The sequence below is a fragment of the Pseudomonas sp. GNP012 genome, from assembly GCF_054343835.1.
The window spans coordinates 4250170-4276129 of the sequence record NZ_JBTGUU010000001.1 but is presented as its reverse complement, the minus strand read 5'-3'; the positions used below and the strand labels follow the sequence as shown (position 1 = coordinate 4276129).

General features: G+C 60.9%; 26 protein-coding genes. 16 read left to right on the top strand and 10 right to left on the bottom strand.

Going from position 1 to position 25960, the window contains the following annotated elements; genetic code table 11:
* The first annotated feature begins 998 nt into the window (after positions 1-998).
* On the top strand, positions 999-1262 hold the full coding sequence (locus ACXX83_RS19250) for a DUF6124 family protein (RefSeq protein WP_041474947.1): 264 nt from the start codon (positions 999-1001) through the stop codon (positions 1260-1262).
* A 203-nt stretch (positions 1263-1465) separates the two neighbouring features.
* Here the strand turns inward: ACXX83_RS19250 and ACXX83_RS19245 are convergent, their stop codons facing one another.
* The 3 genes from ACXX83_RS19245 to ACXX83_RS19235 all read right to left on the bottom strand — a co-directional run bounded on the left by ACXX83_RS19245 (position 1466) and on the right by ACXX83_RS19235 (position 3237).
* Positions 1466-2062: a superoxide dismutase gene (locus ACXX83_RS19245; RefSeq protein WP_008022038.1), complete on the bottom strand. Its 597-nt coding sequence runs from the start codon at positions 2060-2062 to the stop codon at positions 1466-1468.
* Between the two features lie 164 nt (positions 2063-2226).
* The gene (locus ACXX83_RS19240) at positions 2227-2829 is read right to left on the bottom strand and encodes a LysE/ArgO family amino acid transporter (RefSeq protein WP_015096661.1); all 603 of its coding nucleotides are present in this window, start codon (positions 2827-2829) and stop codon (positions 2227-2229) included.
* Between the two features lie 6 nt (positions 2830-2835).
* The gene (locus ACXX83_RS19235) at positions 2836-3237 is read right to left on the bottom strand and encodes an ACT domain-containing protein (protein WP_407799207.1); all 402 of its coding nucleotides are present in this window, start codon (positions 3235-3237) and stop codon (positions 2836-2838) included.
* Positions 3238-3333: 96 nt separating this feature from the next.
* On the opposite strand from ACXX83_RS19235, the gene ACXX83_RS19230 reads away from it, so the two are divergent.
* The 4 genes from ACXX83_RS19230 to ACXX83_RS19215 all read left to right on the top strand — a co-directional run bounded on the left by ACXX83_RS19230 (position 3334) and on the right by ACXX83_RS19215 (position 7361).
* Positions 3334-4227, top strand: a complete 894-nt coding sequence (locus ACXX83_RS19230; RefSeq protein WP_007978530.1) for a LysR family transcriptional regulator ArgP — start codon at positions 3334-3336, stop codon at positions 4225-4227.
* A gap of 54 nt (positions 4228-4281) precedes the next feature.
* Entirely contained in the window at positions 4282-5274 is a 993-nt protein-coding gene (locus ACXX83_RS19225; protein ID WP_015096658.1) for an NAD-dependent epimerase/dehydratase family protein, read from the top strand.
* A 116-nt stretch (positions 5275-5390) separates the two neighbouring features.
* Entirely contained in the window at positions 5391-6263 is an 873-nt protein-coding gene (locus ACXX83_RS19220) for an ATPase (protein ID WP_458549363.1), read from the top strand.
* 249 nt (positions 6264-6512) lie between these two features.
* Positions 6513-7361 (top strand): cache domain-containing protein, encoded by an 849-nt coding sequence (locus tag ACXX83_RS19215; protein ID WP_458549362.1) that lies wholly within the window; start codon positions 6513-6515, stop codon positions 7359-7361.
* A gap of 137 nt (positions 7362-7498) precedes the next feature.
* Here the strand turns inward: ACXX83_RS19215 and ACXX83_RS19210 are convergent, their stop codons facing one another.
* Together ACXX83_RS19210 and pobA are read right to left on the bottom strand one after the other, a co-directional pair.
* Positions 7499-9016 (bottom strand): MDR family MFS transporter, encoded by a 1518-nt coding sequence (locus tag ACXX83_RS19210; RefSeq protein ID WP_458549361.1) that lies wholly within the window; start codon positions 9014-9016, stop codon positions 7499-7501.
* A gap of 78 nt (positions 9017-9094) precedes the next feature.
* The gene (gene pobA / locus ACXX83_RS19205) at positions 9095-10279 is read right to left on the bottom strand and encodes a 4-hydroxybenzoate 3-monooxygenase (protein ID WP_458550215.1); all 1185 of its coding nucleotides are present in this window, start codon (positions 10277-10279) and stop codon (positions 9095-9097) included.
* 191 nt (positions 10280-10470) lie between these two features.
* Between pobA and ACXX83_RS19200 the strand changes: the two genes are divergently transcribed.
* Positions 10471-11367, top strand: a complete 897-nt coding sequence (locus tag ACXX83_RS19200) for a helix-turn-helix domain-containing protein (RefSeq protein WP_458549360.1) — start codon at positions 10471-10473, stop codon at positions 11365-11367.
* Positions 11368-11376: 9 nt separating this feature from the next.
* On the opposite strand, the gene ACXX83_RS19195 is transcribed toward ACXX83_RS19200, so the two are convergent.
* Complete coding sequence (locus ACXX83_RS19195) at positions 11377-11553, bottom strand: hypothetical protein (protein WP_007978514.1); 177 nt, start codon at positions 11551-11553, stop codon at positions 11377-11379.
* Positions 11554-11761: 208 nt separating this feature from the next.
* On the bottom strand, positions 11762-12667 hold the full coding sequence (locus ACXX83_RS19190; protein WP_458549359.1) for a LysR family transcriptional regulator: 906 nt from the start codon (positions 12665-12667) through the stop codon (positions 11762-11764).
* Positions 12668-12817: 150 nt separating this feature from the next.
* On the opposite strand from ACXX83_RS19190, the gene ACXX83_RS19185 reads away from it, so the two are divergent.
* Both ACXX83_RS19185 and ACXX83_RS19180 read left to right on the top strand, forming a co-directional pair.
* Positions 12818-13699, top strand: coding sequence for an MBL fold metallo-hydrolase (locus ACXX83_RS19185; RefSeq protein WP_458549358.1), 882 nt, complete (start codon positions 12818-12820; stop codon positions 13697-13699).
* A gap of 194 nt (positions 13700-13893) precedes the next feature.
* Positions 13894-14508 (top strand): NAD(P)-dependent oxidoreductase, encoded by a 615-nt coding sequence (locus ACXX83_RS19180; protein WP_458549357.1) that lies wholly within the window; start codon positions 13894-13896, stop codon positions 14506-14508.
* Positions 14509-14614: 106 nt separating this feature from the next.
* Here the strand turns inward: ACXX83_RS19180 and ACXX83_RS19175 are convergent, their stop codons facing one another.
* A complete protein-coding gene (locus ACXX83_RS19175) occupies positions 14615-15496 on the bottom strand; it encodes a LysR substrate-binding domain-containing protein (RefSeq protein WP_217836249.1) in 882 nt (293 codons plus the stop codon).
* A gap of 159 nt (positions 15497-15655) precedes the next feature.
* On the opposite strand from ACXX83_RS19175, the gene ACXX83_RS19170 reads away from it, so the two are divergent.
* The 6 genes from ACXX83_RS19170 (at position 15656) to ACXX83_RS19145 (ending at position 23183) form a co-directional block, all read left to right on the top strand.
* On the top strand, positions 15656-17293 hold the full coding sequence (locus ACXX83_RS19170) for a 5-guanidino-2-oxopentanoate decarboxylase (protein ID WP_015096646.1): 1638 nt from the start codon (positions 15656-15658) through the stop codon (positions 17291-17293).
* Complete coding sequence (locus tag ACXX83_RS19165) at positions 17290-18738, top strand: aldehyde dehydrogenase family protein (RefSeq protein WP_458549356.1); 1449 nt, start codon at positions 17290-17292, stop codon at positions 18736-18738. Before ACXX83_RS19170 ends, ACXX83_RS19165 begins: the two co-directional genes overlap by 4 nt.
* 319 nt (positions 18739-19057) lie before the next feature.
* Entirely contained in the window at positions 19058-20161 is a 1104-nt protein-coding gene (locus ACXX83_RS19160) for an extracellular solute-binding protein (RefSeq protein ID WP_458549355.1), read from the top strand.
* Between the two features lie 194 nt (positions 20162-20355).
* Complete coding sequence (locus ACXX83_RS19155) at positions 20356-21264, top strand: ABC transporter permease (protein WP_217836246.1); 909 nt, start codon at positions 20356-20358, stop codon at positions 21262-21264.
* Positions 21261-22109, top strand: coding sequence for an ABC transporter permease (locus ACXX83_RS19150; protein ID WP_007978496.1), 849 nt, complete (start codon positions 21261-21263; stop codon positions 22107-22109). Before ACXX83_RS19155 ends, ACXX83_RS19150 begins: the two co-directional genes overlap by 4 nt.
* Before the next feature lie 18 nt (positions 22110-22127).
* A complete protein-coding gene (locus ACXX83_RS19145; RefSeq protein WP_458549354.1) occupies positions 22128-23183 on the top strand; it encodes an ABC transporter ATP-binding protein in 1056 nt (351 codons plus the stop codon).
* Between the two features lie 153 nt (positions 23184-23336).
* Here the strand turns inward: ACXX83_RS19145 and ACXX83_RS19140 are convergent, their stop codons facing one another.
* Positions 23337-24266, bottom strand: a complete 930-nt coding sequence (locus tag ACXX83_RS19140; protein WP_015096642.1) for an AraC family transcriptional regulator — start codon at positions 24264-24266, stop codon at positions 23337-23339.
* Positions 24267-24664: 398 nt separating this feature from the next.
* On the opposite strand from ACXX83_RS19140, the gene ACXX83_RS19135 reads away from it, so the two are divergent.
* On the top strand, positions 24665-25018 hold the full coding sequence (locus tag ACXX83_RS19135; RefSeq protein WP_458549353.1) for a putative quinol monooxygenase: 354 nt from the start codon (positions 24665-24667) through the stop codon (positions 25016-25018).
* A 41-nt stretch (positions 25019-25059) separates the two neighbouring features.
* Positions 25060-25290: a hypothetical protein gene (locus tag ACXX83_RS19130; protein WP_458549352.1), complete on the top strand. Its 231-nt coding sequence runs from the start codon at positions 25060-25062 to the stop codon at positions 25288-25290.
* Here ACXX83_RS19130 and ACXX83_RS19125 read toward each other — a convergent pair whose 3' ends face one another.
* Positions 25291-25920, bottom strand: a complete 630-nt coding sequence (locus ACXX83_RS19125) for a flavin reductase family protein (RefSeq protein ID WP_458373978.1) — start codon at positions 25918-25920, stop codon at positions 25291-25293.
* Between the last annotated feature and the right edge of the window lie 40 nt (positions 25921-25960).

Below are 25960 nucleotides of genomic sequence, written 5' to 3'. Positions count from 1 at the left end.
TTCCTTTTGTTTGATGTTAGCCGTGTGTGGCGGTGGGGCAAGGGGCTCGAGGCTTGTTTCATTGTTGGGTTTTTAACGGAGTACATATCCATTTCTTTGGTAACGGCGACTTACGGTTCCGCTCTTACAGCGGGTCACTTTTGGCAAACGCCCCAAAAGTAACCAAAAGGTCTCGCCCCTTACGTACGGCCCCTCGCCTAGGCTCGGGGTTCCTTCGCTCCGGTATTCATCCGGGGGCATTGCCCTCCGGTCGGCTTCGCTTCGACCTACATGCAATGAGTTCGACTGCGTCGAACGGCGCTGCGCGCCCATCCCCGGATGAACACCTGCGCTCAGCCTGCCGAGGGGGCGGGTGGATCAAGATCAAGATCAAGATCAAGATCAAGATCAAGATCAAGATCAAGAGCTGCAGGCGAGCTAACGCTCGGCCTGTTGAGTGGTGAAGAGCCTCTATGTACGCCGCTCTGTCTTTGCTCTCCTGTGGGAGCGAGCCTGCTCGCGAAGGCGGCCTGCCGGCCGACCTGAATCTGGCGGATGTACTTTGACCCTGTGGGAGCTGGCTTGCCAGCGATGACGGCCTGTCAGCCGACTAATCTCCCACGCCTCCAAGCTGATCACTCCCACGCTCCCGCGTGGGAGTGATGCCAGGGACGTTCCGCGTTACGTTTTTGCGAGATGGCGCGGTGTAGGAAAGCGCCAGAAGTTTCCCACGCTCTTTTCAGGTTGCCCGTCGGAAGTGGACTCAATAGCCTCTGACTGTCGCTGAAAACTCAGCGATCGGGTGTGAGAACCCGGCAAGTCATAGTCATCCAGTGCCCGTATCCGCATAATTGCCGCCAGCTTTTCCGCTGTCTGTAAATGCGTTATGGCGGCTGTGTGCGGGCAGACTTTTGTCTGGCCGGGTGCCTATGACCGGTTTTCTCACCTCGCACATAGCTGCCACCTCTTTGCCGTGTGAGAACGGCAATGGGTGGCACCCACCGCATAGGAATATTTCAGTGGATAAGTTAATCCCCGATCCCCCCAGCAGCACCAAACCCTACAGCCCCCACACCATGTTCATGATCGTTCCCGACATGGACACTGAAACCCTTCTTGCCCACGCCTGTGAATCACTGGCTTCCGCCAATGTCCTGGCGAGTGATTTCGCCACCTACCTGAATGGCCCCCAGCGCAACACAGCGTTGGCCATTTCGCAGATTGTCATGTTGGCGGAGCTGGCGGTGAGTCGCGCGCTGGATAACCTCGATCCGCAGGGATAGGTATTCAGTCAGGTTGACCGCGTCATCGTTCTTCGCGAGCAAGCCCGCTCCCACACTGGATCGTGTCGTCTATGGAGCAAATGTGGGAGCGGGCTTGCTCGCGAAGAGGGCCGGATAATCGACACATTTTTCATTGATGTGGCCACTTTCCCGAACGCATAAAAAAACCCGGCAAAAGCCGGGTTTCTTGACTGGCGTCGTGCTTAAGCGGTGAAGGTTTTGCCTTCGAACTGCTCAGCCACGAATTTCCAGTTGACCAGGTTCCAGAACGCTTCGACGTACTTCGGACGCAGGTTGCGGTAGTCGATGTAGTAAGCGTGTTCCCAGACGTCGCAGGTCAGCAGCGGGGTGTCGCCGTTGGTCAGCGGGTTGCCGGCGCCGATGGTGCTGGCCAGGGCCAGGGAACCGTCAGCCTTCTTCACCAGCCAGCCCCAGCCGGAACCGAAGGTGCCGATGGAAGTCTTGCTGAACTCTTCCTTGAACTTGTCGAACGAACCGAAAGCTGCGTTGATGGCCTCAGCCAGTGCGCCGGTTGGTTGACCGCCGGCGTTTGGCGCCAGGCAGTTCCAGTAGAAAGTGTGGTTCCAGACCTGTGCGGCGTTGTTGAAGATACCGCCCGAGGAAGTCTTGACGATTTCTTCCAGGGTCTTGCCTTCGAACTCGGTGCCTGGCACCAGGTTGTTCAGGTTCACGACGTAGGTGTTGTGGTGCTTGTCGTGGTGGAATTCCAGAGTTTCCTTGGAAATGTGCGGCTGCAGGGCATCGTGTGCGTACGGCAGCGGCGGCAATTCGAAAGCCATGATGATTCTCCTAATCAGGTCAGTTGCGGTGAGCGCAAGGCCGATCACGGGCGGCCAGACAAGCGCCGGGGAGTTTGTACTCTTTGCGGCGCAGGGAGACGGATCATAGCACCGGGGGGGCGGCATAACCACGCAACAACTGTGTGGAATAGAGGTTCCGCGAATCAGATGGCCGCGATCAACTGCAGCGCTACGGCAAACATCATCACCGCCACCAACAGATCGAGAATTCGCCAGGTACCGGGGCGGGCGAGCCAGGGTGCCAGCCATGCCGCACCCAGCGCCAGGGTGAAGAACCACAGCAGCGAGGCACTGGCCGCGCCTACCACATAAGCGCCGGGCTCGGTTTGTTGTGCGCCCAGGGAGCCGATCAGCAAAACGGTGTCCAGGTAGACGTGCGGGTTGAGCAAGGTCACCGCCAGCGCGCTGAGCATGACCGCCCGCAGCGAGCGTACGGTCTGACCCTCGCCCTGCTCAAGGCTCTGTTTCGAAAAGGCCCGGCGCAGTGCCTGGGTGCCATACCACAACAGAAACGCTGCACCGCCCCAGCGGGCGATGGCCAGCAATGTCGGGTTCTGTGCCAATACCGTCGCCAGGCCGAACACCCCGGCCGCCACCAGCAGGGCGTCGCAGGCCACGCAGAGTGCCGCGACCGGCAGGTGATGTTCACGCCGCAGGCTTTGCGCGAGGACAAACGCATTCTGGGTGCCGATCGCCATGATCAGGCCAAAGGCCACCAACAGGCCGTTCATATAACTTTGCCACATGATTTTTTACTCCGCGTTGGCTGCCAGATCCCGCAGCACCTGCAGGGCACGGTCGGCGTCGGCCTGGCCGACAAACAAATGGTCGTGGTAGTAGCCGGCAATCACGTTGCAACTGATGCCGGCCTTGCCCAATGCCGTGGCGAATGCGGCGGTCAGGCCAACCGCTTCGAGTGCCGAATGCACGTTCAGGGTGATCCAGGCAGCGATGTAGTCGAAGTGCAGCCCGGCTTTTTCGGCGTGGGAGCGTTCGAGAATCACGGTCAGGCCTTCCTGCTCGCGGAAGCTGCCGACAATCTCCAGGCCCGCAGGCAACTGGCCGTCGCGCAGGGTGCAGAACACGTATTCGCCGGCATTGAGTTGCGGGCTCATGCTGCGCAGCAACGTTGCCAATGAAGTTTCGCCAGCCATGTGGGTGATCCTTGTTCAAGAGTTCTTGCTGGTCATTGTCCCTGCGAAGGCTGTATAAGAAAAACCAATCTTGCTGATCGCTCATTAGGAAAACTGATGTTCGACTATAAATTGCTTTCTGCCTTGGCCGCCGTGGTCGAACAGGCCGGTTTTGAACGGGCGGCCCAGGTGCTGGGCCTTTCGCAGTCGGCGATATCCCAACGCATCAAGCTGCTGGAAGCGCGGGTTGGTCAGCCGGTGCTGGTGCGGGCCACACCGCCAACGCCAACGGAAATCGGTCGGCGGTTGCTCAACCACGTGCAGCAGGTGCGCTTGCTTGAACGGGATTTGCAAAGCCTGGTGCCGGCACTGGATGAAGAGGGTCTGCCGGAACGCCTGCGGATCGCCCTGAACGCCGACAGCCTGGCCACCTGGTGGGCGCAGGCGGTGGGGGAGTTTTGCGCGCAACAGCATCTGTTGATGGATCTGGTGGTCGAAGACCAGACCGTCGGCCTCAAGCGCATGCGTGCCGGCGAGGTGGCAGCCTGTGTCTGCGCCAGCGAGCGTCCGGTGGCAGGCGCGCGCAGCGTACTGCTGGGGGCCATGCGTTACCGTGCGCTGGCCAGCCCGGCCTTTATTGCCCGGCATTTTCCGCAAGGCGTACGCGCCGATCAGTTGGCCCGCACCCCGGCGCTGGTGTTTGGGCCGGACGATTTCCTGCAGCATCGGTATCTGGCGTCCCTCGGCGTCGAGGGTGGTTTCGAACACCATTTATGCCCGTCGTCCGAAGGCTTCATTCGATTGACCGAAGCCGGTCTGGGCTGGGGCCTGGTTCCGGAACTGCAGGTACGCGAGCAACTTGAAAGGGGCGTATTGCGGGAGTTATTGCCAGATAAGCCGATCGATGTGCCGCTGTACTGGCATCATTGGCGTAATGGCGGTCAGTTGCTGGGGTTGCTCACCGATCAATTGGTCAGCGCATCGAAGCAATGGCTGGTGCCCTTGGACTGACGCGCAGCGTCAAGACCTCACGTAATACGCAAAACGAAATATTCGGAGCAATTCATGAAGATTCTGGTTACCGGCGCAAGCGGCTTCATCGGCGGACGCTTTGCGCGTTTTGCCCTGGAGCAGGGCCTGGACGTGCGGGTCAACGGTCGCCGGGCCGAGAGTGTGGAGCATCTGGTACGCCGCGGAGCCGAGTTCATCCAGGGCGACTTGAGCGACCCGGAACTGGCGCGCGAATTGTGTTCGGACGTCGAGGCCGTGGTGCATTGCGCCGGTGCCGTCGGTTTATGGGGACGTTATCAGGATTTCCATCAGGGCAACGTCCAGGTCACCGAGAACGTGGTCGAAGCCTGCCTCAAGCAACGGGTTCGACGGCTGGTGCATTTGTCGTCGCCGTCGATCTATTTCGATGGTCGAGATCACCTGGGCCTGACCGAAGAGCAGGTGCCCAAGCGCTTCAAACACCCTTACGCCGCCACCAAGTACCTGGCCGAGCAAAAAGTCTTTGGCGCCCAGGAGTTCGGCCTCGAAACCCTGGCCCTGCGCCCGCGTTTCGTGACCGGGGCCGGCGACATGAGCATCTTCCCGCGCCTGTTGAATATGCAGCGCAAGGGGCGCCTGGCAATCATCGGCAACGGTCTGAACAAAGTTGACTTCACCAGCGTGCAAAACCTCAACGAAGCGTTGCTCAGCAGTTTGCTGGCCAGCGGTTCCGCGCTGGGCAAGGCTTACAACATCAGCAACGGCACGCCGATTCCGTTGTGGGATGTGGTCAATTACGTCATGCGCAAAATGGACGTCCCACAGGTCACCCGCTACCGCTCCTACGGCCTGGGCTACAGCGTGGCGGCGCTCAACGAGGGCGTGTGCAAGATGTGGCCGGGGCGTCCCGAACCGACACTGTCGCGCCTGGGCATGCAAGTCATGAACAAAAATTTCACCCTGGACATCAGCCGTGCCCGGCATTATCTGGATTACGATCCCAAGGTCAGCCTCTGGACGGCGCTCGATGAATTCTGTGGCTGGTGGAAGGCGCAGGATATTCGCTGAGGCTCGAACAGCGCGCCATTTCTGAACCGGATACGGGCTTGGGGGTCAATGGTTGCGGCTGTGGGGTTTATACTGCGCGGCATAAAGCCATTATGTGATTCACTAAGGTTGATTCAATGTCCATGCGAAACGATGCCAACGACGACTTCGACGATGTACCGAGCCTGCGTGCAGACGTTCTCGATGACGATTTTCCGCCCACTGCTCGCACGGTCGTGCATTCGCGCACGGCGCCGGTGGTGAAGGTCAAGGCGGCGAGTACCGGTCCCCTGTGGGCGTTGGTCGGGGCGTTGTTCTTTGCGTTCGCGGGCCTGGCCTGGTGGAGCTTTCAGCAGATCTCCCTGATGGAACAGCAACTGGTGGCGACCCAGGAAAGTTTCGCGCGGATCAGCGAGGAAGCGGCAGGGCGCCTGCAGGATATTTCCGGAAAGGTCGTGGCCAGCCAGACCAGTGTCACCACCGACAGCGAGGCCTTGAAGCTGCAAATCCGCCAGCTGGAAGGCAAGCTCCAGGACCAGAGCACCCAACAGCAAGGTGTGGCCGGCCAGGCCTCGGACCTGGACAAGCGACTGGCGCAAATGTCGGCGCAAACCACTGAAGCGGACAAGCGCCTTGCACTGCTGACTGCCCAGAACACTGAGCATCAGGCGGTCAATACGCAGTTGCAGGCCGAGGTCAAAGCCCTGAGTGCTGAAGTGGCCGCCCTGAAAAGTGCTCCGTCCGACTCGGAAAACTTCGATGCACAGTTGAAAAGCCTGGGTGCCGATATCGTCGCCCTGAAGAAGCAAGGCAACCCGAGCGCTGCCATCGAGCGTCTCGAGCAAGATATCGTCGTGCTCAAGAGCGTGCAGGACAACCGTCCGGCCGCCGCACCGGGCGCGACCAATACCGCGGAGTTCGATGCCTTCCGCAGCCAGGTCACCCGCAACATCAATACCCTTCAGGCGCAGATCCAGAACCTGCAACAGCAGTTGCGCGCCCGGCAGTAATAGCAGCACTTGTGGCGAGGGGGCTTGTCGGAATGCCGCACCACCCCGTTCGGCTGCGCAGCAGTCGTAAAACCGGTAACCGCGGTGTGTCAGGCCATCACCGGTCGCAGGTTTTAGCGCCGCTTCGCAGCGCAACGGGGGCAAGCCCCCTCGCCACAAAAGCCCCCGCTGTGTGTTTTCCTGAATATCCATGCCTCCCCCCATTGCCGTCTACGCTCTTGAAACACCATCAGGAACGAGGGATACGCAATGGGGTTTCTGCATAAGTCCGCCTTGTTATGCGGCATGTTTTTACTGTGCCTGGGCCAGGCACAAGCCGCCGGGACGGAAAAGGACGACAGCAAGGCGGCTATCGCCCTGCTGGAAAAAGCCTTGGCCTACTACCACGAGAACGGTGACAAGGCCTTTGCGGCGTTCAGTCGCCAGGGCGAGTTTGTTGACAAGGACCGTTACGTCTTTGTGCTCGACACCAAGGGCGTGATGCTTGCCAGCGGCGGACCGTCGTCGGCGTTGATTGGTCGGGACGTGTCGCAAGTGCTGGGTCCGGAGTTGCAGAAAACCTTCAAGGACGCCCTGAAGGTGCCAGAGGGCAATGGCATTCAGCAGGCGGAGTATCGCTGGCAGAACTGGAGCGACGGCAAGGTCGAGCGCAAGCATGTCTACTACCAGCGCGTCGGCCAGAGGATTCTGGCGGTCGGTTATTACCTGCCCCGAGCCTCCGCTGAACAGGCCATGGCCTTGCTGAATAAAGCGGCAACCGATCTGGCCAGGGACGAAAAGGGCACCCTGACGGCGATCAATTCCCTCAAGGGCGGCTACCTGCAGGATGACCTGTATGTGTTTGTCGTCGACCTGGACACCCGGCGTTATGTGGCCCACGGCACCAACCTGCGGCTGATCAATACCGACTTCAGCAAGATCGAAGACTCGGAAGGCAAGCCTGTGGGCGAGCCGATTCTGGCATTGATGGCCAAACAGGATTACGGCGAATACGAATACCGCTGGAAAAACCCGGTGACCGGCAAGGTCGAGAACAAGCATGCCTACCTGAAGAAGGTCGGGCATTTTCTGGTGGCTGTGGGGTATTACAGCCCTTGAATGGTAGTGACTGTCAGATCGCCTTCGTCGGAACGCCGCCCGGAGCAAGCCCGCTCCCACATTAGACCGAGTTCTTCATCAGCACGCGGTCAACTGTGGGAGCGGGCTTGCTCGCGAATACAGACAACGCGGTCCACCTATCGAACCTTGTCCTCGCGCCCGCGCAACAACATGTTCGGCATGGCAATCGCCGCCGCCAGCCCCAGCAACGACACCACCGCACTGACCGTCAGCAAGTGCCGGAACGTCAGCAGCAATTCAGCACGCAAGGCGTTCTGCGCCTCACCCGGTGCGGCGTTCAACCCGTCGAGCAACACATTCCCCGAACTGCCTTCGGCAATCAGCGACGAGCCGGCCAGGTGCGCAAAACTTGAACTCTGCAACAAGGCCAGCAGCAGCGCCGACATCAACGCCACACCCACGGCACCCCCCAGCGAACGGAACAGGTTGGTGGTGCTGGTGGCGACGCCGATGTCCCGCTGGTCCACCGAGTTCTGCGTGCCGACCAACGATGTCGGGAACTGCATGCCCGAGGCAATCCCGCAGAGCAGCATGAACAAGCTGCTCACGACGAAGGCCTGCGGTGGGCTGAACGCCATGCCGGTAATCGCGATGGGCATCAGCGCGGCACCGGTGAGGATCATCGGTTTGTAGCGTCCGGTCACGGAGGTGCGGCGGCCAGCGAAATACGCGCCAATCGGCAAGCCCATGGCCAGCGGCAGCAGATGCAGGGCGGCGCTGTCGGCCCCGGCGCCGGTGACGCTCTGGAAGCGCAGCGGCATCAACACGATCAGCGAGATGGCCTGGAAACTGGTGAAGAAAATCGTGCACCAGCACAGGATCGCAGGGCGGTTGGCGAACAGATGCATAGGCAGCAATGGCTCCCGTGCCCGCCGCTCGTGAACGACAAACAGCCCCAGCACCAGTACCGCACAAGCGAGCAGCGCCAGCACCTCGGCACTGCGCCAGGAATGACCCTGACCGACCTGCGTGATGCCCAGCAACAATGCCGTCAGCCCGATGATCATCAACACGGTGCCCAGGTAATCGATGACTGGTTTGCGTTGTGGAACCGGCAGACCCACCAGCGTGCGATGGGCCACCAGCCAGGCACCCAGGCCCAGCGGCAGGTTGATCAGGAACACCCAGCGCCAGGACAGGTATTCGGTCATGTAACCGCCGAGCACCGGGCCGGCCACGCTGGCCACCGCGTACATGCTGCTGAAATAACCCTGATAACGACCGCGCTCCCGTGGCGGCACGATGTCACCGATGATCGCCTGGCTCACCGAAATCATCCCGCCGGCCCCGATGCCCTGGAAGATCCGCGCCAGAACCAGTTGCTCCATGCTCTGGGCCATGCCGCAGAACACCGACGCCAGGGTGAACAGGCCCATGCCGAACAGCATCAACTTGCGCCGCCCGTACAGGTCGCCCAGTTTGCCGTAGATCGGCACCGCCACGGTCATGGCCACCATGTAGCCGGAAATCACCCAGGCCAGCAGGCTGACGTCCTTGAACTGTGCGGAGATGGCCGGCATCGACACGGCGACGATGGTCTGGTCCAGCGCCCCGAGAAAGATCGCCAGCATCAGCGCGATCAGCACGCTGCGAATGGCGGGTTTGGGCGTTTCAGGCTGATGGAGATTGGTCACGGGAAAACCTGCGGGCATTGATTGACCCGCACGAGGCAAGGCGAGCGGGGATGCTCGCCAGTGTAAGTCGATAGCAGGCTATTCGATAGCCTCATAAGGAAGCCCGACATAGTTTTCCGCAATGGTTTTTCGACCCGCCTCGGAACCGATGAAATACTCCAGTTCCGATTCGGCAATGCGCTGGCTAAAGGCATCGTGGTCCTCGAAACGGTGCAGCATCGAGGTCATCCACCAGGAAAACCGCTCGGCCTTCCACACGCGGCGCAGGCAGATTTGCGAGTATTTCTCCAGCAGATCAACGCGGTTTTCACGGTAAACCTTGAGCAGGATATTGAACAGCGTACTCACATCGCTGGCTGCCAGGTTCAGGCCCTTGGCGCCGGTGGGCGGAACGATGTGCGCGGCATCGCCGACCAGGAACATCCGCCCGTATTGCATCGGTTCGACCACGAAGCTGCGCAGCGGCGCGATGCTTTTTTCGATGGACGGGCCGGTCACCAGTTTGTCTGCCAACGCTTGTGGCAACCGCGTCTTGAGTTCATCCCAGAAGCGTTGATCCGACCAGTTATCGACATGATCGCTGGTGGGCACTTGAAGGTAGTAACGGGTGCGTGTCGGCGAGCGCATGCTGCACAGGGCAAAACCGCGCTTATGACGGGCGTAGACCAGCTCGTCGTGGACCGGTGGGGTATCGGCCAGGATCCCGAGCCAGCCGAAGGGGTAGATCCGTTCGAAGACTTTCAGGCTGTCGGCGGGAATCGATTGCCGCGCCACGCCATGGAAGCCGTCGCAACCGGCGATGTAGTCGCAATCGAGTCGCCAGGTCTCACCATCCTTCTCAAAAGTGACAAAGGCTTCATCGGTTTTCATACCGTGGGGAACGACGTTGGCTGCCTGGTAAATCGTTTGCGCGCCGGCCTCCCGACGGGCGGCCATCAGGTCGCGGGTGACCTCGGTCTGGCCGTAGATCATCACGGTTTTGCCACCCGTGAGGGCGTGCAGATCGATGTGCACCTGGCGCCCGTCGAGGGCCAGTTCGAAGCCGCCATGCACCAGCCCCTCGGCGTCCATGCGCTGACTCACGCCGGCCTGGCGCAACAGCTCTACCATGCCTTGTTCAAGCACGCCGGCGCGGATTCGGCCCAGTACATAGTCCGGGGTCTGACGTTCGAGAATGAGGGTGTCGATACCGGCGTTGTGCAGCAATTGGCCGAGCAACAAGCCTGAAGGGCCGGCACCAATGATGGCGACCTGGGTTTTCAGCGTTTTCATTGTTTTTATGACTCGCAAGCTTCACGCGACCAGGGTCGGTGAATGATTTTTATGGATCGAGTGCTTGCATTTTTCCCTTGCGGGTCTGTCAATTGAAGGTGAAAACTGAGCCGATAGCTGTACATTCTGCCAATCGGTGCGATTATCGCCCGCCATCAAACTCCGAGGCCTGGATTGAAGTGATGAACAAGCCTGACCTGCCTTCGATTCCGGTGTTCAAGCTCTACGGTGAAAGCCTGGATTGGCCGACCCCGGACTTGCTGCACTGTGAAACCATTTCCAAACGCAGCCGCGAACATCATTGGGAAATCAAACCCCACCGCCACGCTGATTTATGCCAACTGCTCTTCGTATTCAAAGGTCAGGCAGAGCTTGAAATCGAAGGCCAGCGTACACAACTGCTGGAACCGGCGATCCAGATCCTGCCACCGCTGTCGGTGCATGGCTTTCGCTTTTGCGAAGACGTGGAGGGCTTTGTCGTGACCCTGGCCGCGCCGCTGATTGCCCATCTGCAGATGCAGTTGGGGCAATCGGTCAATGCCCTGGCCCAGGCCGAAAGTTACCCAGCAGGCAAGGACGCCGAGTACCTCAACAGCCTGTTCAGTGCCTTGCAGAGCGAATACAACAGTCATCAACCGGCCCGGGAAATGCTCATGCATTCGCTGGTCAGCGTGATCGTGGTGTGGGTCAGCCGCCAGGTGATCCAGCGTCGCACCGCCATGGCGCGACCGCAGCGGGCCCGGGAATACCTCAACGGCTTTATTCAACTGGTGGAAGAGACTTATCGCCAGCACGTCAAGGTCGAGGATCTGGCGCACCGGCTGGGGATTTCCGTATCGCACCTCAACGGCACCTGTCGTGAGCTGGCGGGGCAACCAGCGTTGCAGATCATGCACGAACGGCAATTGCTGGAGGCCAAGCGCTTGCTGACCTACACCAGCATGACCATTTATGAAATGTCCGACGTGTTGGGGTTTTCCGATCCGACCAACTTCACTCGCCTGTTCCGGCGTCGTGTGGGGATTTCGCCCAAGGCCTTCCGCGACCGCTTGAAGGCCGATCAGGACAACGAAGCCTGACCCCCTTCGTTACCGGAGGGCGTTGAGGGTGGCGTTGTGGGGGATGCAGCGCTCGAAGTTGCAGCTCGCGGCTTCTCGGGGCAGGTTGCGCAGTTGCTCGACGCGCCAGGCGGCAGCGCCATACAGCCCGAGCGTGACCGCGCAGGTGATGAAGATCGCGAGGTATCTTCTTGTTCTGATGTTCATGGCGTTGACCTCTGAACGAATACCTTTCGGTACTACTTTGAGCATAGGTCAGCGCTGGTGAGTTGCTAGCCATCACGCACCATTCAGTCCACTGATGACTTCCCCTGTGGGAGCGGGCTTGCTCGCGAAAGCGGCATTTCATGCACAAGATTTGCATCGAATGTACCGACTTCTTCGCGAGCAAGCCCGCTCCCACATTTTGATCGGGTTACAGGCCGATATCCCACGTCGGTTCTTCCGGAAACCTCACAACCAGAAAATCCAGCAAGCTGCGCAGCGCCACCGGCATGTGCTTGCGTGAGGCGTACACCGCATACACGTTCATTTGCCGGGGTTCGGCCGCCGGCAGCAGGCGAATCAATTCGCCGCTGTGAATGTGCACGCCGGCCTGGTAGGTGGGCAGCATCGCCACCCCGGCGCCGGCGATCGTTGCGCGCAACAGCGTGCTGGCCTCGTTGGCGCTGATGTTGCCCTGCACCGGTACTGAAACCTGCTCGCCGTCCTGCTCGAAATGCCAGAGGCTTTTGCCGAAGTAGGAGTGGGTCAGGCAATTGTGCAGGCTCAGGTCCTCGACCCGTTGCGGCGCTGGATGTTCGCGCAAGTAAGCAGGGGAAGCGCAGATCACCGAGCGGCAAACCGTCAGGCGGCGGGCGATCAGGTTCGGGTCCAGATCGTTGCTGGTGCGGATCGCCAGGTCGATGCGCTCATCCACCAGGTTCACGGTGCGGTCGAGCATCTGCATGTCGACGCTGACGCCGGGGTAGCGCTTGACATACGCGGCCATGGCATCGGCCAGTTGCGCCTGGCCGAACGAGGTGCTGACACTGATCCGCAGCAGGCCGCGTGGTGCGTCGTCCGGTTCGCTGACGGCGGCTTGCATGTCGCTGGACAAGTCGAGCATCTGCCGGCAGCGGGGCAGGATCTCGTTGCCGGCGGCGGTCAGGCTCAACTTGCGTGTGGTGCGATGCATCAGGCGCGCGCCAACCCAATCTTCCAGTTCCGCCAGATACCGCGACACCACCGGCCGTGACAGCTCCAGGTGATCGGCGGCGGCCGACTGGCTGCCGAGGTCGACCACCGTGACGAACACACGCATTGCTTGAAGACGATCCATGATTTGCCCGCTTTCAGAAACAAACTATGTTCAAGCATCGCATTTTTTGTACCGAGTCAGGCAACTAAGCTCTGGGTTCATGTAGGAGCGAGCAGGCTCGCTCCTACAAAAGGCATCGCCAAATATGGCATCGGGATCACGGAGCAACAGATGATCGGTTTCACCTCACTTAAGCGAGTTTTGCTGGCCACCACCTTCGGTTTTGCCGCCCACGCCAGCGCCTCGCCCCTGACGCTGGATGTCTACAACCCTGGCGAAAAAGCCATTTTCCCGGTGACCTCGGTGCTGGTCAGCGGCGAAAAGGAAGCGATTCTGGTGGATGCCCAATTCGGCAAATCCCAGGCCGAGCAGGTGGTGGAAAAAATCCGCGCCAGCGGCAAGCAATTGACCACCATCTACATCAGTCACGGCGACCCGGACTACTACTTCGGTCTCGACACCCTGACCGCCGCGTTTCCCAAGGCCAAGGTCCTCGCCTCGCAGCCGACTGTTGATCACATCAAGCAAACCGTCGACGGCAAGCTGGCCTTCTGGGGGCCGAAAATGGGCGCCGATGTGCCGGCCAAAACCATCGTGCCGGACGTGCTCAAGGGCGACAGCCTGATCCTCGAAGGGCAGAAGTTGCAGGTGCTTGGACTTGAGGGGGCGCAGCCGGATCGCAGCTTTGTGTGGATTCCGTCGATCAAGGCGGTCGTCGGTGGTGTTGTGGTGGCGCAAAATATCCATGTGTGGATGGCCGACACGCAAACGGCACAGTCCCATGCCGATTGGTTGGCTACGTTGCATTCCATTGAAACCCTGAAACCGAAGACTGTCGTGCCGGGGCATTACCTCGGCGACGACAACCATGCCCTCGCCGCGGTGCAGTTCACAGCCGATTACATCAAGGCTTTCGATGAAGAAACCGCCAAAGCGAGGGATTCTGCCGCACTGATCGCCGCGATGAAAAAGCGTTTCCCGACCCTGGGTGACGAAAGCTCCCTGGAGCTGAGCGCCAAAGTCGCCAAGGGCGAGATGAAGTGGGGGGAGTGAGTCTTTGACATGAGCGGGGGCTTTTGTGGCGAGGGGGCTTGCCCCCGTTGGAGTGCGAAGCACTCCCCTGCATTCCTTCAGGCACCCCATAGACACAGGTTTACGACTGCTGCGCAGCCGAACGGGGGCAGCCCCCTCGCCACAAAAGTCAGCGCTAATTGATACCGATACTTTCAAGCCAACTGGAGTACGTCATGAGCAACATCGCAATCATCGGTGCCACCGGTCGTGCCGGTAGCCAACTGCTGGAAGAAGCCCTGCGTCGCGGTCACAGCGTTACCGCCATTGCCCGCGACACATCGAAAATCAGCCAGCGTGCGGGTGTGGTCACACGCAACGTCGACGCTCTGGATGCCAGTGCATTGCAAGCAGCCATCGAGGGGCATGACGCAGTCATCAGCGCGGCACATTTCGCAACGCTGCCTGCCAGTGCCGTCATCGGGCCGGTGAAGAAAGCCGGGGTCAAATGCTTGCTGGTAGTCGGCGGTGCGGGTTCGCTCTTGTTGCCCGATGGCACTCGAGTGATCGACAGCGATGGTTTCCCTGAGGCTTACAAGGCAGAGGCCAGCGCCGGTGCCGAATTCCTCGCAAACTTGCGTGAAGAGCGGGATCTGGACTGGACCTTCCTGTCGCCCTCGGCCGAATTTGTCGAGGGCGAGCGCACCGGGAGATTCCGTCTCGGCCAGGATGATTTGCTGGTGAGCAGCGAAGGGCGTAGCTGGATCACGTTCGCCGACTATGCGATTGCAATGCTCGACGAACTCGAGGCGCCAAAGCATTCGCGGCAACGGTTTACAGTTGGGTACTGACACCGCAATCCATGTAGGAGCTGCCGCAGGCTGCGATCTTTTGATTTTGCTTTTTAAAAACAAGATCAAAAGATCGCAGCCTGCGGCAGCTCCTACAGGTGGCGGTTCAGCGAGACTGCGCCTGCTCCACCAGCCATCCCATCAATTCACGTAACTTCGGCGAAGGTCCGGGTTTTTCGGGGAATACAAGGTAATACGCCAGTCCTGTTGTGACCTTCAAATCGAATGGCATGACCAGCCGCCCGGCATTCAGGTCATCGCCGATCAGCGACCAGTCGCCAATCGCCACCCCCGTTCCCTGGGACGCCATCGACATCGCCAGGTCCAGTGTTTCGAAATGCTGCCCCTTGCCGACATTGGTCAAATTCACCTCCGCGGCCTTCAGCCAGGCTTTCCAGTCCCGTTCATCGCGGGTCGGGTGCAGCAGCAGGTGTTGTTGCAGATCGGCGGGTGTCTGCAGGGGCATGGGGCCTTCGAGCATCGGTCTGGAACACACCGGCGTGAGTTGTTCATCGAAGAGTTTTTGCGACATCAGTGAATTGTCCGGCGGTGCGCCGTACATCACCGCCGCATCGAACTGCTCGAGATGAAAATCCACGCCGTGCTTGACCGTGGTGGTCAGTTCCACCGGCACGTCCGGGCGTTCCCTTTGCCATTGCAGCAGGCGCGGCAGCAACCAGCGCATGACGCAGGTCGGTGCCTTGAGTTGCAGGGTTTCGCGCTTCTCGCCGATCTGTTCCACGGCCTCATCGATCAGGCCGAAAATCTGCTGCACCCGTGGCAACCACTCCCGTCCTTCGGCAGTCAGGTCCAGGCCTCGGGCCTGGCGAATGAACAGCTCATAACCCAGGTGATCTTCCAGCCCGGCGATCTGCCGGCTGACTGCGCCCTGGGTAATGTGCAGTTGTTCGGCGGCCCGGGTGAAATTGCAGCACTGCGCGGTAATCAGAAAAGTGTGCAGCGCCGGCAGGGGAGGCAGTCGTTTCATTGGGATCCAAGGTATGACGTGAGGACATGGCTAGTATGACTTTTTATCCATTGTTGCGGCTACGTGTCGCCCGTTCCAATGAGGCCATTCCCGGGCCTGCCAATCCATCATAAACACAGCGCATGCCCGGCGTCTCAAACGAACAAAAAGGGCAAAGACATGGCGACGTGCGGCGAAGTATTGGTCAAGTTACTCGAAAACTACGGAGTCGAGCAGGTGTTCGGCATTCCGGGGGTTCATACCGTGGAGCTGTATCGCGGGCTGGCCCGTTCGAGCATCAACCACGTGACGCCGCGCCATGAACAGGGCGCCGGCTTCATGGCCGACGGCTACGCCCGCACCAGCGGCAAACCGGGTGTGTGCTTCATCATCACCGGCCCTGGCATGACCAACATCACCACCGCCATGGGCCAGGCCTACGCCGATTCGATCCCGATGCTGGTGATCTCCAGCGTGCAATCGCGCAGCCAGTTGGGCGGCGGTCGCGGCAAGCTGCATGAACTGCCGAACCAGGGCGCACTGTGTGCCGGTGTCGCGGCGTTCTCCCACACCCTGATGTCGGCGGCGGAATTGCCGGGTGTGCTGGCTCGCGCCTTTGCGCTGTTCCAGGCGGGCCGTCCGCGTCCGGTGCACATTGAAATTCCATTGGATGTGTTGGTCGAAGACGCTGACGAGCTGCTCAGCAGCCTGCCGGTCAACATCGACCGCGCCGGTGCTTCGCCGAGTGCCGTGTCGCGCATGACCGAATTGCTGGCCAACGCCAAGCGTCCGCTGATTCTCGCCGGTGGCGGTGCCATCGACGCAGCCGCCGAGCTGACTGCGCTGGCCGAGCTGCTGGACGCGCCGGTCGCCCTGACCATCAATGCCAAGGGCATGCTCGCCTCCGGCCACCCGTTGCTGATCGGTTCGACCCAGAGCCTGGTCGCCACCCGTGCGCTGGTCGCCGAGGCCGACGTGGTCCTGGCCATCGGCACCGAACTGGCCGAGACCGACTACGACGTGACCTTCGCCGGTGGCTTCGAGATTCCTGGCAAGTTGCTGCGCGTGGACATCGACCCGGACCAGACCGTGCGCAACTACCCGCCGCACGTGGCGCTGGTGGCCGACTCGCGCAACGCTGCCCAGGCCTTGCTCAGCGCCTTGTCGCACAAGTCCCTGGCCGAACGCCGCAACGATTGGGGCCAGGTACGGGCCGCTCGTCTGCGTGAAGACCTGGCCACCACCTGGGATGCACCGACCCTGGCCCAGACCCGTTTCCTTGAAACCGTCCTGTATGAACTGCCGGACGCGGTGTTCGTCGGTGATTCGACCCAACCGGTATACACCGGCAACCTGACGTTCAACCCGGAGCGTCCACGTCGCTGGTTCAACTCGTCCACCGGTTACGGCACCCTCGGTTACGCCTTGCCGGCGGCGATTGGCGCCTGGCTCGGCGGCAGCGCTAAAGACGGTGCTCGCCCGCCCGTGGTGTGCCTGATCGGTGACGGCGGCCTGCAGTTCACCCTGCCGGAACTGGCCAGCGCCGTTGAAGCGCGCACTCCGGTCATCGTGCTGCTGTGGAATAACCAGGGCTACGAAGAGATCAAGAAATACATGGTCAACCGTGCCATCGAGCCGGTCGGTGTGGACATCTACACACCGGACTTCATTGGGGTGGCCAAGGCCTTGGGCTGCGCGGCCGAAGCCGTCAGCAGTGTCGAGCAATTGCGCGGCGCATTGCGTGTGGCCCACGATCGCCAGGGCCCGACCCTGATTGAAATCGACCAGGCCGAGTGGATGAAGGCGGTGTCGAAATGACTTTCCCGACTACCCTGGATGGCCTGTACATCAACGGCCAATGGTCGGCCGGCAATGAACACCTGCGCGTTATCAATCCGGCGACCGAAGCCCTGTTGACCACGGTCAATGGCGGCGATGAGCGTGCGGTTGATCAAGCGGTGAGCGCGGCGACCCGGGCGTTCGCCGGCTGGTCGAAAACTACCGGTGCCGAACGCGCTGCCATCCTGCGCAAAATCGCCGCGGGAGTGCAGGCCAACCGTGAAAAACTGATGCACTTGCAGTCGAGCAACAACGGCAAGCCGCAATTCGAAGCCGCCATCGACGTCGATGACGTGATCGCCACGTTCGAGTATTACGCCGGTCTGGCCGAAGGGCTGGACGCGAAACAGGACAGCGCCATCGAACTGCCGAGCGACGATTTCAGCGCTCGCCTGCGCCGCGAACCTTGCGGTGTAGTCGGCCTGATCGTGCCGTGGAATTTCCCGATGGTGACCACCGCCTGGAAACTCGCCCCGGCCCTGGCCGCCGGTTGCTGCGTGGTGCTCAAGCCTTCGGAAGTCACGCCGCTGCCAGAGCTGGAACTGGCAACGATCATCGCCCAAGCCGGCTTGCCGGCGGGCGTGTTCAACCTGGTGTGTGGCACTGGCCTGGCTGTTGGCGCGCCATTGTCGGCGGATCCGCGTATCGCGAAAATTTCCTTCACTGGCAGCAACGCCGTTGGCGTGCAGGTCATGCAGCGGGCGGCGGAAACCGTCAAAGGCGTGAGCCTGGAACTGGGAGGCAAATCATCGCTGCTGGTGCTGGCCGATGCCGATCTCGACCTGGCGGTGGAAGTGGCTTGCGGCGGTGGTTTCTTCAACGCCGGGCAGATGTGCTCCGCCACCAGTCGCGTGCTGGTGGCCGATGAACTGGCCGATGAATTCCTCAGCCGAGTGAAGGCCCGTGCCGAAGCGATTCGCGTGGCCGACCCGTTCGACCCGAACGTGGAAATGGGCGCGCTGGTCAATCAGGCGCAATACCAGCGTGTCCTGGGCCACATCGATCGTGGTTTGAGCGCCGGTGCCAAACTGGTTTGCGGTGGCAATCGCCCGGCGGACCTGCCACGCGGATATTTTTTGCAGCCGACGGTTTTCACCGACGTGCCCCAGGGCAGTGCACTGTGGTGTGAAGAGATTTTCGGCCCGGTGATCTGCGTGCGCAGTTTTGCCTCTGAAGCCGAAGCGATTGCCCTGGCCAACGACAGCCAGTTCGGCCTGGTCGCCAGTGTGGTCACGCGCAATGCCGAGACCGCCGACCGCGTCGCCAACGCTTTGCAGGCGGGGCTTGTATGGATCAATGCTCCGCAGGTGATCTTCCCGCAGACCGCCTGGGGCGGCTACAAGCAGAGCAGCATAGGCCGTGAATTGGGGCCGTGGGGCTTGCAGGCTTTCCAGGAAATCAAACACGTGATCCGGGCCGTCTGACACCGATCACTGTAGGAGCGAGCCTGCTCGCGATGGACGTCAACGATAACGCGGGGTACCTGAATGAGCGCGGTGCCCTTGCGTCCATCGCGAGCAGGCTCGCTCCTACAGAAAAGCCATCCGCGTGCCCCGAAAGTAGGCATGCGCTGGCGTCATGGCTTCAATGAATTTTTATCGATAGTCAGGTGTTTTACGCGACCTCAGGATGAACTCGCTGGTTCAGCCAAACCCCCGAAAACAGAGGGGTTAACGCTACCCAGTCGCGCGGATGCAACAGTTTCGACCTGCCTTATACCTACAAAAACAAAGGGAGTCCGTAATGGGCGAGCATGATCTGAACAGACGTCAATTCATCAAGACCGTGGGCGTAGCCTCGGTTGCAGCGGCAGCCATGAGCATGCCGTTCATCAAGGCCAATGCCAGCGACACACGCTTTGCCGGCAAGACCCTGCGTTTGCTGACCTGGTCCGATGACACCGGCCTGGCTGCACTGCGCAACATCGCTGCGACGTTCGAAGACAAGTACGGCTGCAAGGTCATCGCTGACCGCACCGGCAGTACCTCGGAAATGGTCGCCAAACTCAAGGCCGGCGGTGATCGTCCGCAGTACGACATCATCACCCTGGCAGGCGTTGGCGCCGAAGGTCTGGCCGCCGCCAACCTGCTGGAAAAACCCGACCTCAACCGCATTCCCAACCTGGTCGATGTACCGGAGAAATACCGCACCGGCGCCAATGGCCACGGTATCGGTTACCTGCTGTGGTGCAACAGTCTGGTCTACAGCACCCGCACCCAGAAAGAAGCCCCGACCAGCTACGCCTCCCTGTGGGATGCCGACGCGGCGCCGAACATCTTCCTGCCACCGCCGAACTGGACCGAGGCCATGGACCTGATCATCATCGCCGCCAAACTGGCCGGTGGTGACGAGCACAACATTGAACCTGGCTTCAAGAAACTCGCCGAGCTGAAAGATCGTGTGGTGACCCTGGGTGAAAACCCGAACCAGATCGCCGAACTGTTCCGCACCGGTTCCCTGGACATGGGCGGCCTGTACGCACCGGCGTTCTTCCCGAAACAGATCCGCGATCCGAACTACGGTCTGGGCGCGACCTTTGGCATGAAGGAAGGTTTCTACACCGACCTGATGCTCTCGGTGATGCCGAAGAACCGTCCGGGCGATACCGACATGGCCTATGCCTTCATCAACCACTCCCTGGACCCAGTGGTGCAGGGCAAGATGGCTGAAGACATCTACAACGGCCCGGTCAACGCCAAGGCGATCATCTCCGCCGAAGCGCGCAAGAGCCCGTACATCCTCACGCCGGAGCAGATTGCCGAGAAGGCGATCATGCACGACAACGCCTTCCTGGCGACCGTGCATGACCAATGGATTCGTCGTTACACGGAAATCTTTTCTTCCTGATCGTGTGACGTACACAGGATCTTCAAACACTGAAGATCCCCTGTGGGAGCGAGCCTGCTCGCGAATGCGTCAACACATTCAGTATTGATGTGACTGACACACCGCTTTCGCGAGCAGGCTCGCTCCCACAAGGGGCTGATGCGTCTGGAAGTCTTGTGTCTGTCAGCCGCTTTCCATTGACGAGACCCTTTGCTATGGAACACCAACCTCTGACCCATCCGGTGAGTGCCGCTCCCGTGCGCGCCGCTCGGGGTGTTTCGCCAACGACGCGCGCCTGGCTTTTCCTCTCGCCGTCGATGCTGTTTCTTGGCGTACTGATTGCCGCCAGCCTCTTGGTACTGCGCATGAGCGTGGGCACCAAAGGCGCGGAATGGTCCGGGTTCAGCCTGGCCAGCTACGCCCAGTTGCTGGAACCCTATTACCTCAAATCCCTGATGCTGACCCTGCGCCTGGCGCTGATCAGCGCGGTGATCGCAGTGATCCTGGCGATCCCGGTGGCCTACACCATGTCGCGCCTGACCTCGCCGTTCGTGCGACGGATCTTCCTGGCGGCGGTGTTGCTGCCGTTGCTGGTCAACCTGCTGCTGCAAAGCTACGGCTGGCTGGTGATCCTCGGTCCAGGCGGCATGCTTAACCAGGCCTTGATGGGCCTGGACCTGATCAAGCGCCCGATCATGCTGTTGTATAACCAGAACGGCGTGTTGATGGGCCTGGTGCAAACCGCCTTCCCGCTGGCCGTGTTGCCGATCGCCAGCGCCATGCGCGGCGTCGCCCGCAGCTACGAAGAAGCCGCTGCCACCCTCGGCGCCAGTCGCTTCCAGGTGTTTCGCCAGGTGGTGTTGCCGATGAGCCTGCCGGGGATCATTACCGGTGCGACCCTGGTGTTCGCCTACAACGCCAGCAGTTTCGTGGTGCCCTTGCTGCTCGGTGGCCGGCGCGTGCCGATGCTGGCGGTGATGGTGCATGACCAGATTGCCCCGTTGATGAACTGGCCCGCCGCGTCCGCCGCCGGCGTGGTGCTGATCGTCACCACCCTCGCGATCATGACCTTGTCCGAATACATCACTGGCCGTCGTCGGCGCATGCTGGAGGCTTCCCAATGAGCACCCTGACCAAGAAACGTTATGGGCTGTTGCCCGGCGAGACCGGCAAGTTCGCCGGCATCCTCTCGGGCTTCATCCTGCTGCTGGCGGTGCTGCCGATCCTGACCATGATCGTGATGTCGTTCAGCGGCGCGTCGAACCTCGACTTCCCGCCGAGCAGCTACAGCCTGCAATGGTACAAGGCCGCCTGGCACACCTTCGTGTCGCCGGACGCCAGCGATGTGCTGAGCCTCGGCCAGGCCATGAGCACCAGCCTGCTGGTGTCGTGCCTGACCATGATTTTCGCCACGATCATCGCAGTGCCTGCGGCCTACGCGCTGACCCGTTGCGAGTTCCGCGGCAAGGCCGTGGCCCTGCAACTGATGTCGTTGCCGCTGGTGTTCCCGATGGTGGTGTTGGGGCTGGCATTGCTGCTGGTGTTCGACAGCTTGCCGTTCCACATGACCACCTCGCGCCTGGTGATTGCCCACGTGATCCTGGCACTGCCGTTCGTGGTGAAGAACTGCACGGCGGCGATGCTTTCCATCGGCAGCGAAGTCGAGGAGGCCGCGCAGATGCTCGGTGCTTCACCGCTGCGGGCGATTGTCGATGTGGTGGTGCCGTTAATGAAGTCGGGGATCCTGGCGGGCATGCTGCTGGCGTTCATCGTCTCGTTCAACGAATTCACCGTGACTTACTTCCTCTACACCATCGATGTGATGACCGTGCCGATCTGGATGTACAGCCGCACCGTGTCTTCGCTCGACCCGACCGTATTTTCGTTTGCCGTGCTGATCGTGCTGATCGACTTCGTCCTGATCTGGGCGCTGGAGAAGCTGGTTGGTGAAGGTGGCGTTTCGTTCTGATTTCTTGAGGTACTTCAAATGTCTGGTCTGATTCTGGAAAACGTCGAGAAACATTACGGCTCGGCCTGCGCGGTAACCGATGTGAACCTGCATTTGCCCGAGGGCAAACTGGTGTGTTTCCTCGGCCCTTCGGGCTGTGGCAAAACCACGCTGCTGCGCATGATTGCCGGCCTTGAAACCCTGACCGGCGGCGAGATCCGCCTGGACGGTGAAGACATCGGCCACACCCCGGCGCACCTGCGCAACTTCGGCATGGTGTTCCAGTCCCTGGCACTGTTCCCGCACATGACCGTGGGCGAGAACATCGCCTATCCGCTGAAACTGCGCGGGGTCAGCAAGGCTGACCAGCAGGCGCGGGTGGTGGAGTTGCTGGAGCTGATCCAGTTGCAGCAAATGATTGATCGTCCGGTGGCCAAGCTCTCCGGCGGACAGCGCCAGCGCGTGGCGATTGCCCGGGCGATTGCCAATCACCCGAAAATCCTCCTGCTCGACGAACCGTTGTCGGCGCTGGACGCCAAGCTGCGCGAGTCGATGCAGGTGGAAATCCGTCAACTGCAACAGCGCCTGAACATCACCACCATCATGGTGACCCACGACCAGCGTGAAGCCATGACCATGGCCGATATCGTGGTCGTGCTGGGTGAACACCGGGTGCAGCAAGTGGGTACGCCGATTGAAATCTACCGGCACCCGGCCAACGAGTTCGTCGCGGACTTCATCGGTTCGGGCAACATCTTCCCGGCCACGGCGCTGGGCGACGGCAAGGTCAGCCTGCCGGGTGGCGATGCGCTGCAAGTGCCGATCTGCAAGAGCATTGCGGCAGGGGAAAAGGTGAAGATGCTGATTCGTCCGGAAGACCTGCAACTGTCGGCGCCGCAGGCGACGGCGGGCAACCGCTTGCTGGGCAAGGTGACCTTCGTGCGCGATATCGGCGCGACCATCGAGACCACGGTTGAGTGTTCCGGGGTGTCGTTTACCGCGCTGAGCACGCCGTGCCAGGGCTTTGGCCTGAGCGTCGGTCATCCGGTGTCGGTGACCTTGCCGGCGGAGGCTTGCCGGGTACTGGGGGCCTGATCCAGAACTTGTAGTGCCTGAGCTGGCCTCTTCGCGGGCAAGCCCGCTCCCACAGGAGATTTTTAGTGTTCACCAAATTGTGTGAACACCGACGATCCCTGTGGGAGCGGGCTTGCCCGCGAAGGCGTCGGTAGTCGCACCGAAAACTCCGGATCAGACGCTCAACCGCAACCGCGCCAGATCCCTTAACGGCGGCGCGCCGAACAACCGGCTGTATTCCCGGCTGAACTGCGAAGGACTTTCATACCCGACGCGATACCCCGCCGCCGAAGCCTCCAGCCCTTCGGCCAGCATCAACCGCCGCGCTTCCTGCAGGCGCAACTGCTTCTGATACTGCAACGGACTCATCGCCGTCATCGCCTTGAAGCGGTGATGCAGGGTCGATACGCTCAGGTTCACTTCCTTCGCCAGATCATCGATGCGCAACGGCTGTTCAAAGTTGCCATTGAGCCATTTGATCGCCTGGCTGACGCGATGGCTCTGACTGTTGGCGATGGCGATTTCGTACAGCCGATGTCCCTGTTTGCTGCGCAGCAGTCGATAGAGGATCTCCCGGCGAATCAGCGGCGCGAGCATGGCGATGTCTTTCGGCGTGTCCAGTAGCCTTGCCAGGCGCAGTACGGCATCCAGCATGGCCGTGTCGAGCCGCTCGACATACAGCCCGCGCCCGGTCGGCCGGGTGGGCACGCCGAGGGGGCCGGCGTCGGCGATCAGCGCGGTGATTTCCGCCGGATCGATGTCCAGGCGCAGGGCCAGGATCGGCTCCTCGGCCGAGACATCCACCACCCGTCCACTGAGCGGCATCGAGACCGAGACCACCAGGTAGTTCAACGGGTCGTAGTTGAAGTATTCGTTGGCCAACTGAACTTCCTTGCGCCCCTGGGCCATGATGCACAGTGCCGGTTGCGCGAGCACCGGGGCAAACTCATGGGACTGGCTGTGGCGGGACATGAACAGCGAGCCGATGGCCGTGGCATAACTGCCATCTTCGGCGGTGTTGCGGCGGATGATCGCCGCCAGTTCCGCGCGCTGCTTTTCCATGTCGGTGTCCAGCGGGGCTTGAAAGTGATCGAGCGACGTCATGCGCGGCATCCTCGGCAGGCATGGAGGGAATGGAGCAGAGCATAAGTTTGTGCAAGTGGCAGCGGTAGACACATCCTGCCGGATGCTTGCCTGATTCTGCATGGGGGGACTTCTATGCCGGCGCATGACAGGCAGTGCCTGCCACCCACCAACCCCAGTAGGAGCTGCCGAAGGCTGCGATCTTTTGATCTTAAAAACAAGATCAAAAGATCGCAGCCTTCGGCAGCTCCTACAGGGCAAACCTGTGACAGGGTTTTACAGCTACTCAGTGAAGTTTCGCAGGATCGTGCAATGCACCGGCAGGAATCGACTAACGGCACCCGGGCAGAGCCCCTTAACCTTTGATCCTGTCGCAGCCCGTCCCCCGGCTGCCACGCGACTCCCCGGGAGGGTTGAACATGTCCACGCAAATCCCCGTCAGTCATATGGCCTTCGTTCGAGCGCGCGCCGGGCGCTCGGCGGAACTCGGAGTGCGCCTCAGCGCCCTGATCGAACCGTCCCGCGCAGCGCCAGGCTGCCTGAGCTTTGCCTTGCAGCATTCACAGTGCGATCCGGAACTGTGGCTGGTGTCCGGTTTCTGGAGTGATCAACAGGCCATGACCGCCTACTTCAACACGCCGGCGATGGAGATTTTTGCCGAGCTGGTGCAGGAACTGGTGGTCAACAGTCTGGATTTCCACACCTTCAAGGATGTCTCGGCGGCGCAGGCCCTGGGACAGTCCGCACTGGAGGTACACAAACTGGCCGGTTGAGGGTTTAATGACGGCATTCTCAATCAGCCAGGATGCGCGACATGGCACGTAAAGCCTTTGATCACTTCGAAGCTGTTTCCGCTGTAGTACCGGGCGAGGGGGGGTACCACGCCGCTATCGCCGTCAAGGCGCTGGGTGGTTCCGGCGTTCCGCGTTTTCACAAAGTGCTGGAAGGCCAGATCTTCAAGACCGCCCATGACGCCGACCTGGCAGCGGCCAAAGAGCTGACCCACCTCAAGGACGTCAAAGAAGACGCCGACCTGCTCTGGTGATCACTTCACCGCCCCCGGGCGGTACATCTTGAACAACGCCTCAGGCCCCAGCTGGAAATAATCCGCCGGCCCGCCGCCGCGCAGAATCGGTTCTGCCGCGGCGGTGTCGTATACCCCATCCTTCAACAGCCATTTGGCGATATGCACGGCGACCACTTCGCCGAGGATCAGCCAGCTCGGCACCACATTGCCGTCCGCTCGCTGCAACTGAATGATCTGCGTGACCTTGCACTCGAAGGACACCGGACTTTCGGCCACCCGTGGCACCTGAATGACTTTCGAGGCAACGGTCGTCAGGCCGGCCAGTTCGAACTCGTTGACCTCAGGCCCGACCATCGCGCAGCTCTGGTTCATCTGCTCGGCCAGCGGCCGTGTGGCCAGGTTCCAGGCGAACTCGCCGGTCTGTTCGATGTTGTTCAGGCTGTCTTTGCGTCCGACGCTGGAAAAACCAATGATCGGCGGAATGTAGTTGAAGGCGTTGAAGAAGCTATAGGGCGCCAGGTTCAAGCGGCCTTCGGCATCCTGTGAAGAGATCCAGCCGATGGGACGCGGGCCGACGATGGCGTTGAACGGATCGTGGGGCAGGCCGTGACCGTTGGCGGGTTCGTAGAAGTGGATGTCGTCGGGCATTGGGGAGAGTTTCCAGAGCTTGCGGGGAGACGTGCATGGT